Raw genomic sequence first — 12,891 nt, 5'->3', positions numbered from 1 at the left:
CAGTGAGCCACTGCTTAGCACTGACGAGCTGACCGCACTTAGCACGGCATTCGTGTAGGCTAGCTCGCTGGCATCCATCCCGTGCGTGCGATAGTTCGGATAAGTCATCGAACATCCGCACGTGTTCCAGGCTAGCGCTGAGCCGGCAAACACAAATAGTAGCGCTAGGAGAGCTACTGCTTTGAAGCTAAAAAAGCTCTTTAGTAAGCTTTTAGTCGTTGATGGATAGCAAACATTGCTTGTTGTCATAATGCACCAGTTTTTATTCATTCAAGTTAAACTTGTTCGTATACTGCTCAGTTAGTTGTATAGAATCGCAAGGCAGAGCTGTGCACCAACCTCACTCGAAACGAGTCAGATTTAGTTGCCCTACTACCGCCTTGCAAAAACTAAAATTAAAAAACAATTATAACCGAGCTAAGTAATTTGAGACTCAAAGTTCAAATTACAATCTTCACCTAAAACTACTCATGACTTATGAATGATCATTCTATATAGGTGACAAATAATTTTCCGTTTATATTTCCTATTAGAGAAATAATCAATATTTACGATTAAAATAATATTTTATCAGTAATTTCAGATAGTTAATACCCTTTGTTGTAAACTACTTAAACTTAAGATAGTTAATTATGCATTGTTTCACGTGAAACAGTGAAGTGCGTAAACTGACATCGAAGCTGTTTCACGTGAAACAAAGTGTTTACGTGAAAAACTTATCCATGATACGTAGTGCCAAAAGTAAATCGAAAAAAGGTCTTAGGAAGTGAGATTTTTGAATTATGGGCAAGATTATAGCAATCGCAAATCAAAAAGGCGGAGTAGGAAAGACTACTACTGCGGTAAACCTCTCTGCAGCTCTTGCAAAAAAGGGAAGAAAGGTTCTTGTTGTTGATATTGATCCACAGGGAAATGCGACAAGTGGCCTTGGTGTCGATAAAAACTCCCTTGAAGGAACTCTGCTAGACGTTTTTATGGGAGTTTTTCGTCTAAGCACAGTGATTGTAGGGACAGAGCAGCCTTCGCTTTGGGTTGCGCCAGCAAATTCTGACTTGGTTGGAGTAGAGATTGACTTAGCTAGTAAGCAGGGTCGTGAAGTCATACTTAAAAGTGAGTTAGAGAAACTAAAGAGCCAATTTGAGTTTATTATCATCGACTGCCCGCCGTCGCTCGGCGTTTTAACAGTCAATGCACTTGTCGCAGCAGATTATTTACTTGTGCCACTTCAGTGCGAATATTATGCCCTCGAGGGAATCAGCTCTTTGATGCAAACATATGAAATTGCTAGAGAAAAACTAAATAATCAGCTTATTTTGCTAGGCGTTGCTCTGACGATGTTTGATTCGAGAACCAATCTGTCAAGGCAAGTCGAAGAAGAAGCTCGAAGATTTTTTGGAGATAAGATTTTCAAATCTGTCATTCCTCGCAACGTGCGTTTAAGTGAAAGTCCAAGCTTTGGGCGTCCTATTATTTTTTATGATCCAAATTCTCCAGGTTCAGTTGCCTATAAAAGCTTAGCAGATGAACTAGAAAGGCGCCTCAAGGGGAAAGCCTATCAGCAAGATGAACCACAACAAACAGAGCTTAAAGCAGAAAGAAATAATCGCTAAAATAATATAACATATTGAAATTAAAGAATATTTTATGAAAACTAAGAAAACTACAAAGAAAAATATTGAGAAGAAACTAGGATCGAAAATTGCCTCCAAGCTACATAAGTCAAGAAAGGCAAATTCTAAATCATTTACAGCGAGAACAAAGTCCGCGCGGGAGAATAGCCATACTTACCAAACCCATAGTGCTGCCTCGACCCGAAGAGTTGCGCTTGGTCGCGGTCTAAGTTCGCTACTTGAACCTACCTTCTCTGTTCCAGTGTCTAGCTCAGCTAGCGCACTACCCTCAAAAAGACATTTTGAAGTGATTGAAGGGAGAGCAGAAAGTCGAGCAGAAAATCGCTCCAGCACTGAAACAATTAATTCGGTAAATCACCAAATTGCAGCGATAAATCCAGTAAATAATGGCGCTTTAGCAGACGTGCCAACAAGCGCCGAAGACTGGGGCTCGTTTGTAGGCGATGATTTTAGTCCGACAAAGATTTCGTCTTTGGAGCATGCCCCTGAGCACGAAGTGCGAGATGTGTTCGTCGTCGATATTAATCTGATTGCAGCAAATCCAAATCAGCCACGTAAAATCTTTAGTGAAGCGGAGCTTGAAAGCCTCACAAACTCAATCCGTGAAACAGGCTTACTACAGCCGATTGTCGTGCGTCGCAAACATTCACAAGATAATTCAGAGCACTTTGAAATCGTTGCCGGAGAGCGAAGATATCGAGCGGCATTGCGCGCCAAATTGCAAGAAATCCCTGTGATTTTAAAGCAATTAAGCGACAAGGAAGCTTTAGAAATTGGCATCATTGAAAACATTCAACGCGCCGATTTAAACCCGATTGAAGAAGCCCAAGCCTACGCGCGGTTACAGGATGAATTCGGTAGCTCGCATGTAGAAATAGCCAAAACAGTGGGCAAAGACCGCACCTCGGTTGTTAATGCCTTGCGACTTTTAAAACTGCCCGCTCAAGTTCTTCATTATCTAGAAACTGGAAAATTAACAGCCGGACACGGCCGGGCACTTTTAATGCTTGAAGACGGAGTAGAACAAATTCGGCTGGCAGAACAGATTGTGCAAGAGAACATCTCAGTGCGCTCGCTCGAGCGCCTAGCGCAAGAAAAAAGCCCGAAAAAACGTAGCAAAGCTGAAGCAACAAGCAACAATAAAACACCACAAATTGCCGAACTTGAGAATCGATTACGTCGGGCTTTGGGCACGAAGGTGTCTTTGAACATGAACGTAACTGGGGCAGGCGAGATGCGCGTGAGTTTTTTCTCACACGAGGAATTTGAGCGCATTTTAGAGCGAATTAATGCCTAGCGTAGCGCTGGGAATAAATTGGGACCGATGCCTTTATTTCTTAGGCTTGAACTTGAACTGATCCTTTTTTATCTAAACCTTCACCTTCCTCAATTAGGTGTGGACTCTATTCAGGACGGGACAAATTTAAAAAGGGAAGGTAAAGTATAAGGATAAGTGGAAGTATAAGTTCAAGCCTAAGCGAATATTTGCACGTAGATATTAGCACTACACTGGTCGATAACTTGTCGCCCGCCCATTACCCACCCGGTTGAGGTAGCGCTGCTCGACGAGAATTCCCAAATTATACTTTACCGTTGCCAGATTAATTCCTGTTGCTTCGGCAATAATCTCCCGTGATGCAGGGGAGTTTTTGCGGATGCAATTAAGGATTTCTTCTTGAGTTGTGGTCAGCCGCGGACGCAGTTCCTTATAATTTGATTCACTTAAAAGTTTTTGCGCTCCAGCAGTCAGGGCATCAATCACAAACCCGATCCAGGGGCTCAGTGTCGCCCAGTTTGCAAACAGGCTTTTCTCTGCTTCGCGTAGTAGCTGAAAATAATGACTTCGATATGTTTCGAAATAGCCAATCAAATTAGATTCAGTCGCAAGGCTGAAATTGTGTTGATTGAAAAGACAGAGCATCAAAAGTAGCGCGCAAGGATGAGTTAAGTCTCCAACGGGATAGGCCTGTAAAAGCATGACAAAGGCAGCACTGATCACGATTACTGGGGGCCACTCAGCATCTTGTGCAGGCCACTTTTCGAGCTCTACTCGAACCCATTCTAAGATTTCATCCACACGCCGCTCGACCATATAGGGGGCCAGCGTGGGAAAGATCTGTTCCGGAACAATAATCGGAGCAAGCTGCCCATAAAAACTTGCCGCTTCTGAGCGCACTTTAATGCCAACACCGGGAGTATCAATCCCAGCCAGCAGTGAAGCTAAACTTAAAAGGTCGCGCTTCCCCGGCATGACCCCATTGTCGATGATCTTTTTGACTAAAATTTCTTCGATTCTAATTTGAGTCTGATCGGCTCGCTTTACAGATCTGAGTGCGCAGAGCGAGTTAATGGAATTAGTGATTTCAGCATAGGGCTTAGAGTGGAAATTTCTCTCAAGTTTAGTTTCGAGTTGTCCCATTAAGCGTTCAAGCTTTGCTACTTGACTTAGTAGGGCTGGCTGGATTTTGAGATCAAAATTAAGACGCATGGTTTTTGTATTTTAATACCTAGTCATCATAGCTTTAGCTGGGTCAGATGTGGAAGGTAAAAACTCAATGAAATTTACAGAGATTCTAGAGTGACATTTGACAATAACTTGCCCAGAGGATATCGCTTTGTGCGCAAAAAACCCCTGCGGGGACTACTGTTAAAATAGCTTATGACACCTAAAGATGCTTCAACAAAAGCTGCTGCTACTGGTCTACTCAGTAAGGGCTGTCGCGTTTCAGGGAAGCTTGTTGTCAGTGGCCGTTTCCAGATTGATGGAAATGTCGACGGAGAGGTTCGCGCCGATGGAGAACTCACGGTTGGAGAAAGCGGATTAGTTGATGCACGAATTAGCGGACAACGGGTGCGTGTGTTCGGACGGGTCAATGGCGATATTGATTGCTTTGAGTCGCTTGAGCTTTGCTCCGGGGCTAGAGTTTATGGAAATATCAAGAGTCCGGTTGTGAAAATTAACGAAGGAGTCGTTTTTCAGGGTCACTGTGCGATGACCGAGAAATAATCGAAATTAAAAGCTTAGAGAGGCTATGGCTAATTTAGAACCAATTTTGCTATCAACAGTGCTATTTATCGTAGTTTGGCGCTTCCTTAGTAAAACTTTCTTTACGCCGTATTTAAATCTTTTAGACCAACGTGATCGGGCGACAGTTGGCGCAACGGCACGTACAAAAAAACTACTTGAAGAAAGCGAAGCATTGGCAGTGAAGTTTAGCGATGAAACTAAAGCTGTGCGCCTTCAAGCCTTAAAGCGACGCGATACTTATATTGAAAAAGCTAAGCAAGAATCACGCTCAGTAATTGATGAGGCAACAGAACTGGCCCACAAAGAGCTCGAAACAAATCGTCAAAAGCTTGAAGAACTAAAAGGCCGGGTGCGAAATGACTTTAGTCAAGAAGCAGTGTTAATTGCTGACCGGTTGAAGCAAAAACTTTTATCAGGAACAACCAGTAGAACAATTCACTAAAGGTATCCATGAGCCAGACTGCATCCCTTGCATCCCTTACCTTGCCAGCGATTAACGCCGTTATTTATGGCGGGCTACTGACTTTTCTTTATCGAAAATACGGTAAAAATATTCTTGCTTCGCGCAGTAACAAGGTGCGCGGAACAATTGAAAGCGCTGCCCAGGAATTGCATGCAGCACAAGAACGCTACGAGCATCAAGCGGACTTATTAAATAATTTTGATGCTGAGCGTAAGCGCATTGAGGCAATACTTGAGGAAGAGGGGAAACGTATCGCCGAGCGCATACTTGAAGATGCTCAGGTTGACGCCGAGCGTATTGCTGCGGAAACTAAACGACAAATTTCCCGCGAATATGCACTTACCGAGAGGTCACTTAAGCAAGAGGCCGCACGAATGGCTACGGCACTTTTACGCAGTCGCTTGAAGACTGAGTTTTCCGCTGAAGATGACAAGCAGCTACGAGCCCGGGTGATTGAGTCTCTGGCAGCTGAACTAGAAATTGGAGCTAAAGCTTAGAGAGATGGCTAAACGTGTTCAAAAATTATCACTCCGCTACGCCAGGGCACTGCTGCGCGCAGTTGAACGTAGTTTGGGAAAATTACCAACCCCAGACACTGGCGCTGTAAGCCCTGCAGAACATCTGGCTGCTGAATTAAAAGCATTTGCCACCAGTTGGGATGCAAATGAAAGTCTCCGAGAGGCCTTACTTAGCCCACTTTTCCCTAAAGTACAGCGCGCTCGCGCCCTAGAGAAAATCTTAGAAAGCGTTAAAATCAATACCCTGCTGGCCCAAGGCATTAAGCTTTTATTTGAAAAAGATCGACTAAGCTTACTCTCTGAAGTTGCCCAGGGATATACCGAGATGGCGGAAAAAGCAGCTGGAGTAATTCAAATTGAAATTACAACTGCTCGTAATATTGAGACCGATGAGCGTACGCATACCGAGGCAAGCTTGCGTAAGCTGATTAGTGCGCGGTCGCAGTTTAAATGGACTACTGACGTCGCTTTAATTGGCGGAATGAAAATTGAATACTCAGGTAAAGTAATCGATGCCAGCTTAAATGGTGGAATTGGTCGCGTCGAGAGAGAGCTTTTTGCATAAAATTGTTATGACTAGAAAAGGAATTTTAAAATAAGGAATCGCTATGGAAATTAAGGCACAAGAAATTAGTCGAATTCTCCAAGAACAAATCAGCGGCTTTGAAAACCGCCCTGATGTGGCCGAAGTTGGGTCCATTATCTCTGTCGGTGACGGTATTGCTCGTATTCATGGACTTGAGCACGTCGCCGCAGGTGAACTCCTAGTGTTCCCAGGTAACCTAATGGGAATTGCGCTTAACCTCGAAGAGGATAACGTCGGAGCAGTGTTAATGGGCGAGACTTCTTCAATTAAAGAAGGCGACATCGTCAAACGTACCGGTAAGATTGCAGAAGTCCCAGTGGGTGAGGCGCTTGTTGGTCGCGTGGTTGATGCGCTTGGAAATGCAATTGATGGCAAAGGCCCAATCGCAACCAATACCTATTCGCGTATCGAAGTTAAAGCGCCTGGAATTGTTAAACGTAAGTCAGTTCATGAACCGCTGCAAACGGGCTTGAAGGCGATTGACTCAATGGTCCCAATTGGACGTGGCCAGCGTGAGCTCATCATCGGAGACCGTCAAACTGGTAAAACTGCAGTTGCGTTGGATACGATCATTAACCAGAAGGGCACTGGTGTGATTTGTATTTATGTTGCGATTGGTCAAAAGCGCTCAAGCGTTGCGCAGGTGGTGGAAAAACTTCGCGAACATGGCGCAATGGACCATACGATCGTTGTGACTGCTTCTGCCAGTGAACCTGCTCCAATGTCATTCATCGCCCCTTATGCAGGATGCGCCATGGGGGAGTATTTCCGTGACAACGGTAAGCATGCAGTAATTATCTATGATGACTTGTCGAAGCATGCGGTAGCGTATCGTTCAATCTCGCTATTGCTACGACGCCCACCGGGACGTGAAGCTTACCCTGGAGACGTGTTCTATTTGCACTCACGCTTGCTTGAGCGCGCAGCTAAGTTAAATGATTCTCTTGGAGGCGGTTCACTGACAGCGCTTCCGGTGATTGAAACACAAGCTGGTGACGTGTCTGCTTACATTCCGACAAACGTGATTTCAATTACGGACGGTCAGATTTATCTTGAAGCAGATTTATTTTACTCAGGTGTTAGACCTGCAATTAACGTAGGTCTTTCGGTATCTCGCGTGGGTGGTTCTGCCCAGGTTAAGGCGATGAAGAAGGTTGCTGGAACGCTACGCCTCGATCTCGCTCAATACCGCGAGAAGCAAGCGTTTGCTCAGTTCGGCTCGGACCTCGATGCCGCTACAAAAGCTCAGCTTGAGCGTGGTCAAAGACTTGTAGAGCTACTTAAGCAACCACAGTTCAAGCCTATGCCGACAGAGTTCCAAATTATCTCCATCTTTGCAGCAACTAAGGGCTACTTGGATGCACTGAAGCTTGACCAAATCGGAGAATATGAAGCAGGACTGCACGAGTTTGTTGCGGGTAATGCTAAGGATGTGCTTGATGCCCTTCGACAGAGCGGCAAAATGTCTGATGCAGAAGAAGCCAAACTCGAAAAAACAATTGCTCAGTATACGAAGAGTTTTATCGAATCGCGTAGTGACGGGGCTACAAAGTCAGCAAGCGGAGCAGCTGGGAAGAAAGGTAGCGAGCAACACGCAACGGCCTAAGCTTAATTTAAATTAAGGAATTCAAACAGTGTCAGGACTAAAAGCAATTCGAAGAAGACTTGGATCGGTGAAAAACACCAAGCAGATTACGCGTGCGATGAAGCTTGTTTCAGCTGCAAAGTTACGCCGCGCGCAAGATGCTGCAATCTTTAGTCGCTCCTTTTCTGACGATTTACTCAAAGTGCTAAAAGCAGTACTTGGGCAGCTTCCCGACAATTTTTCTTCGCCCTTGATTGTGCCACGTGCGGTGGTTAAGCGTCGCCGTATTATTGTGATTGCTGGTGACCGCGGCTTGTGTGGGCCTTATAACACCAACGTATTACGCGCTGCACACCAAGAAATTACAAACTCAGCTGTCGAAACAGAAGTCGTCTGTATGGGGCGTCGTGCAGTCTCTGCTGCTAAGCGTTTTGGCTGGAAGACCGTTGCTGAGTATGAAAGCCTGCCTGAAGATGCAAATCAATGGCCAGTCTCTGAAATTTTCAAAAAAGCTGTAAATGATTATAGCGCAGAGAAAATTGACGAAGTTGTTTTGTTTTATACCAAGTTTGTGACTGCGATGACCCAGCGTGTCACTCGCGAAGTAGTGCTACCTGTCACAATCGATTCACTTTCGCTGACGGCAGAACAAACAAAGACGCCAACTCTGCCAGCAACTTTTAGTCCTCAGGCTGCAGAGTTAATGACCTCACTTCTGCCCTTGGCTTTGGAGATGCGTTTTCGTCTAGCTGGACTTGAGTCTAAGGCCAGCGAGCACGCTGCTCGTATGTCAGCAATGGATTCTGCAACCCGTAATGCTGATGATTTAATGGGCAAGCTCCGGTTATTTTATAACCGCGCGCGGCAGAGTTCGATTACAAAAGAACTACTCGACATTATTGGTGGCGCTGAGGCTCTAAAATAAAGGTTTAGATTAATAGCTTTAATAACTGAGAGAAAAATATGAACACTGAAACAGCTACAAATAATAAAACCACCGGTCAGCAGCGTCTTGGACGCATCGTGCAAGTCATGGGACCGGTTGTGGATATCGGGTTTGATGAAGGTGCAGGACTTCCTGAAATTGGCCACGCATTAACTCTGACTAATCCGACGATTGATAACACTCAAGACAATCTAGTGGTGGAAGTGTCGCTGCATGTTGGGGACAATGTTGTTCGTTGCGTAGCGATGGACTCAACCGAAGGAGTTACTCGCGGAATGGTTGCTAAAGACACGGGACGTGCAATTTCTGCTCCTGTCGGCGCAGGCACGCTGGGACGCATCATTGACGTTGTTGGTCGCCCAGTCGATGAAATGGGGCCTGTGAAAGTAACCGAGACTTGGCCAATTCACCGCTCAGCTCCAAAGTTTGAAGACCAAGCAACAAGTAAGGAGTTATTTGAAACTGGGATTAAAGTTATTGACTTACTTGCTCCATACGTAAAAGGCGGAAAGATTGGCCTTTTCGGTGGCGCAGGTGTTGGTAAAACTGTGATCATCATGGAGCTGATTAACAACGTCGCTAAGGCGCACGGCGGTTACTCAGTGTTTGCCGGAGTAGGAGAGCGCACGCGTGAAGGTAACGACCTCTGGATGGAAATGAAAGAGAGTGGCGTTATTGATAAAGCAGCTCTTGTTTATGGTCAGATGAACGAACCTCCCGGAGCGCGTTTCCGTGTGGCACTTACTGCGCTAACTATTGCCGAATACTTCCGTGATAAAGAAAACAGAGACGTGTTGTTGTTCGTTGATAATATTTTCCGTTTCGTGCAAGCCGGTTCAGAAGTATCAGCGCTACTTGGTCGTATGCCTTCAGCCGTAGGTTATCAGCCCACACTTGCTACAGACGTGGGTGAGCTCCAAGAACGTATTACTTCGACAAAGTCTGGTTCAATTACTTCAGTGCAAGCGATTTACGTGCCTGCTGACGACTTAACAGATCCAGCACCAGCAACGACTTTTGCGCACTTAGATGCAACTACAGTTCTTTCGCGGGCGATTGCAGAGCAGGGAATTTACCCAGCGGTAGACCCACTAGACTCAACTTCAACAATTCTTGACCCGCAGGTAATTGGCACTGAGCACTATGCCGTAGCACGTAAAGTTCAAAGTACTTTACAACGCTATAAAGATTTGCAGGACATTATTGCAATTCTCGGTATGGATGAACTTTCAGCTGAAGATAAGCTGATCGTTGAACGAGCCCGTAAAATCCAGCGCTTCTTGTCTCAGCCCTTTTTCGTGGCTGCGCAGTTTACCGGCCTTGAAGGTAAATTTGTCAAACTTGAAGACACTATCCGTGGATTTAAGGAGCTAGTAGAGGGTAAGCATGACGATCTTCCGGAGCAGGCATTTTATCTTGTCGGCACAATTGAAGAAGCTCGTGAAAAAGCTGAACGCTTAGCGGCTCAATTTAAGAAATAAGGATTGATAGGAAGCTGCCATGACAACCTTCAAACTCTCAATTCGCACTCCAAGCCGAGTTCTTTATGCAGGTGAAGTCACAGAAGTGATTGTTCCTTCCCATGACGGCGAAATTGGAATTCGTTCCGGTCACGAGGACTTTATTGGATTACTAGGGACTGGAGTTGTTAAGGTTGTTAATGGTGGAAACGACTACTGGTACACAATCAGTCAAGGCGTTTATCATATCGAGTCAAATCAAGTTAAAGTACTAGCTCAAGCTGGCGAGAATGCAGATGAAGTGAATGTCGACGCTGAGGCAAAACGTAAAGCAGAGCTTGAGCCGATTGTTCAAAAAATGAGTTCTTTTGACGAAGATTATCAGTCTACAGCTGCGCAGTATGCTTTAGCCAAGGCACGGATTGAAGCACATCGCCGCACGAGCCTTGTAAATTAAGCTGTGGCGAAGTTAGAAACTAAAACTGTGCTTAATTTCCGGCCTTAGCTTTAATTACAACTTTGCCGTTTTTAACTATAACCTTGTAGTTGAGCTTTTTTGCTCCATGCTTTTTCTTAAGCTCCTTGGCGCGCTCTATCAAGGTCTTCTTAAAGGCGTCATAATTTACATGCGACATATTTGCGCCGACCTTACGTAAGGCATCTTCATATGTTGCGTAAAGATCTTTAAGTCCGCGCTCAAGCTTGCTCCTGTCGGTCTTAGCGTCCTGAGCATATTGAGCTTCTTTCTCGCGCAACTCAGCCTTAAATAGGTCTTTTTTGTAAATTCCCTCTTCACGCTCTTTCTTAACGCGCTCCCAGTAGGTGTTATAAGTTTGAAAACGATTAATTAAGTGCCGAAGCTTAAAGCGTGACTGCGAGTTTTTAAATGGTGCCTTTAATAGACGCCGGATAAACATTTTGAGCTCGCGATGCTCTTTGTCTGGAGGTTGCGGCAAAATATCAGCAAAATGTTGCTCATATAAAACTTTAAGCTCCCCGATTCTGACTTCAAGCACTTCAAGCTCGCGATCAATATCGCGCCGATTTTGCTGCTGCTGTTCTTGATGAATTTGGCCCATTACTATTTAGAACTTCTCGAGAAAAACCTAACCCTAAGGATATCTATCGACTATAACTGATTGAAACTTAAAGACTTTCTTAGGAGTGCTTTGAATTTGTAGCCCATATCGGGCATGATAGCGGCCCTAAGGTATTTAATTTGTTAGGCTATTCAATTTTAAATAAATGGATTTTGACTGCATAATTTTGGCCGCTGGTAAGGGTAAACGCATGGGGACGGTGCGCCCCAAGGTATTACACTCCTTCTTGAATAAGACCCTATTAGTGCGCACTCTAGAGGCCGTCTCACCGGCAGAATCTAACGCGGCCCTGAAGCTTCGAAAAATATTTCTTGTCGTCGGTTATGGGCAAGATCAGGTCCGTTGTGCACTTGCAGAAGCTCAAGCTGGGAATAATTTAATTTCAAAGATAAAAATTGAATTAATTGAACAAGTAACTCAAGGTGGCACTGGGCATGCAGTGCAAACAGTTTTAGCTCAAGTAAAAGATCTCGCGGCGCAGGTTGCGATTATCCCTTGCGATTTGCCGTTGATTAACGCGCACGCGTTAAAGGCACTTACTCAATCAATTCCAACGCCAAAAACTCCCGTAAGACTTTTGACTACAACAGTTGAGAATCCCTACGGCTACGGACGAATTATCCGCGATAGTTCTCAAAAAGTCGTTGCCATCCGTGAAGAAAAAGACGCGACAGCAGAAGAACGTAAAATCTCAGAAATTAATCCAAGTCTATATTTTTTCAATACAAATTTCTTAGCTCAGCACTTAAGGGAATTAAAAACAACAAATGCTCAGCAAGAGCTTTATCTTACAGATGTAGTTGGACTTGCGAACAACCACCATTATACTGTCGAAGCTGAGCACTATCCGGAGAGCCAAGTCTTAAGTGGGGTTAACACAATTACGGAGCTTGCAATTTTGGAAAAAGAATTACGCTTAAAAATCATTAAAAAGCACATGGATGCTGGAGTGAGCTTCGAAGATCCAGAAGCAACTTATGTTGATGAAAATGTAGTGATTGGTTCAGATACATATCTGGGTTCAGGTACTCGACTGAGAGCCAATACAAAAATTGGCACAAACTGTCGGATCGAAGGGAATTCAATCATCACGAATTCTACGATTGGGGACAACTGTCAGATTAAACTTGCTTGCCTACTTGACTCAGCAACGCTTGATACAAATGTAAGTGTTGGGCCATTTGCTCATTTGCGCCCAGGCACGCAGCTTGCTCGGGACGTGCATATCGGAAATTTTGTTGAAGTCAAAAAGAGCACACTGGGAGTAGGGAGTAAGGCAAACCATCTTACTTACCTTGGTGATGCGACAATTGGCGCAGCAGTAAATGTCGGCGCAGGCACGATTACTTGTAACTATGATGGCACCGCGAAACATCAAACCACAATTGCTGACGGCGCTTTTATTGGCAGTAATACTAGCCTTGTTGCACCGGTAACTTTAGGGGCAGGGTCGATTACAGGGGCAGGCTCGGTAATTACCAAAGACGTGCCGGCTGATGCGCTTGCGATTGAGCGCACGCCGCAAAAAAACTTAGCTGATTGGGCACGTCAGAAAAGAACTAAGAAATCGTAGA

Annotated in this window: 14 protein-coding genes; 11 read left to right on the top strand and 3 right to left on the bottom strand. The window is 44.8% G+C overall.

The window, feature by feature from the left end; all coding sequences use genetic code 11:
• The coding region (locus JNK13_10315; protein ID MBL7663131.1) for a hypothetical protein at positions 1-249 on the bottom strand (249 nt) is incomplete at its 3' end.
• 533 nt (positions 250-782) lie between these two features.
• Here JNK13_10315 and JNK13_10310 point away from each other — a divergent pair.
• Positions 783-1,610, top strand: coding sequence for a ParA family protein (locus tag JNK13_10310; protein MBL7663130.1), 828 nt, complete (start codon positions 783-785; stop codon positions 1,608-1,610).
• Between the two features lie 34 nt (positions 1,611-1,644).
• Positions 1,645-2,928: a ParB/RepB/Spo0J family partition protein gene (locus JNK13_10305; protein ID MBL7663129.1), complete on the top strand. Its 1,284-nt coding sequence runs from the start codon at positions 1,645-1,647 to the stop codon at positions 2,926-2,928.
• A 207-nt stretch (positions 2,929-3,135) separates the two neighbouring features.
• On the opposite strand, the gene JNK13_10300 is transcribed toward JNK13_10305, so the two are convergent.
• A complete protein-coding gene (locus tag JNK13_10300; GenBank protein ID MBL7663128.1) occupies positions 3,136-4,119 on the bottom strand; it encodes a winged helix-turn-helix domain-containing protein in 984 nt (327 codons plus the stop codon).
• Between the two features lie 171 nt (positions 4,120-4,290).
• Between JNK13_10300 and JNK13_10295 the strand changes: the two genes are divergently transcribed.
• Genes JNK13_10295 through atpC form a run of 8 tightly spaced genes read left to right on the top strand, consistent with a single transcriptional unit; the run spans position 4,291 to position 10,674 of the window.
• A complete protein-coding gene (locus JNK13_10295; protein ID MBL7663127.1) occupies positions 4,291-4,638 on the top strand; it encodes a polymer-forming cytoskeletal protein in 348 nt (115 codons plus the stop codon).
• A 25-nt stretch (positions 4,639-4,663) separates the two neighbouring features.
• On the top strand, positions 4,664-5,101 hold the full coding sequence (locus JNK13_10290; GenBank protein ID MBL7663126.1) for a hypothetical protein: 438 nt from the start codon (positions 4,664-4,666) through the stop codon (positions 5,099-5,101).
• Between the two features lie 8 nt (positions 5,102-5,109).
• Positions 5,110-5,619 (top strand): ATP synthase F0 subunit B, encoded by a 510-nt coding sequence (locus JNK13_10285; protein ID MBL7663125.1) that lies wholly within the window; start codon positions 5,110-5,112, stop codon positions 5,617-5,619.
• Positions 5,620-5,623: 4 nt separating this feature from the next.
• Positions 5,624-6,205 (top strand): ATP synthase F1 subunit delta, encoded by a 582-nt coding sequence (atpH, locus tag JNK13_10280; protein MBL7663124.1) that lies wholly within the window; start codon positions 5,624-5,626, stop codon positions 6,203-6,205.
• Positions 6,206-6,248: 43 nt separating this feature from the next.
• The gene (locus JNK13_10275) at positions 6,249-7,832 is read left to right on the top strand and encodes a F0F1 ATP synthase subunit alpha (GenBank protein MBL7663123.1); all 1,584 of its coding nucleotides are present in this window, start codon (positions 6,249-6,251) and stop codon (positions 7,830-7,832) included.
• 28 nt (positions 7,833-7,860) lie between these two features.
• Positions 7,861-8,736, top strand: a complete 876-nt coding sequence (gene atpG, locus JNK13_10270; protein MBL7663122.1) for an ATP synthase F1 subunit gamma — start codon at positions 7,861-7,863, stop codon at positions 8,734-8,736.
• Between the two features lie 38 nt (positions 8,737-8,774).
• Positions 8,775-10,238 (top strand): F0F1 ATP synthase subunit beta, encoded by a 1,464-nt coding sequence (gene atpD, locus JNK13_10265; protein MBL7663121.1) that lies wholly within the window; start codon positions 8,775-8,777, stop codon positions 10,236-10,238.
• Between the two features lie 19 nt (positions 10,239-10,257).
• Complete coding sequence (atpC, locus tag JNK13_10260) at positions 10,258-10,674, top strand: ATP synthase F1 subunit epsilon (GenBank protein ID MBL7663120.1); 417 nt, start codon at positions 10,258-10,260, stop codon at positions 10,672-10,674.
• Between the two features lie 31 nt (positions 10,675-10,705).
• Here the strand turns inward: atpC and JNK13_10255 are convergent, their stop codons facing one another.
• A complete protein-coding gene (locus JNK13_10255; protein ID MBL7663119.1) occupies positions 10,706-11,296 on the bottom strand; it encodes a hypothetical protein in 591 nt (196 codons plus the stop codon).
• 166 nt (positions 11,297-11,462) lie between these two features.
• Between JNK13_10255 and glmU the strand changes: the two genes are divergently transcribed.
• Complete coding sequence (glmU, locus tag JNK13_10250; protein MBL7663118.1) at positions 11,463-12,890, top strand: bifunctional UDP-N-acetylglucosamine diphosphorylase/glucosamine-1-phosphate N-acetyltransferase GlmU; 1,428 nt, start codon at positions 11,463-11,465, stop codon at positions 12,888-12,890.
• Position 12,891: the final 1 nt, after the last annotated feature.

It is taken from the genome of bacterium (assembly GCA_016786595.1).
Taxonomy (GTDB): domain Bacteria; phylum Bdellovibrionota_C; class UBA2361; order SZUA-149; family JAEUWB01; genus JAEUWB01.
Note: the sequence above shows the minus strand (reverse complement) of the source record. Positions and strands in the feature narration are given on the sequence as shown.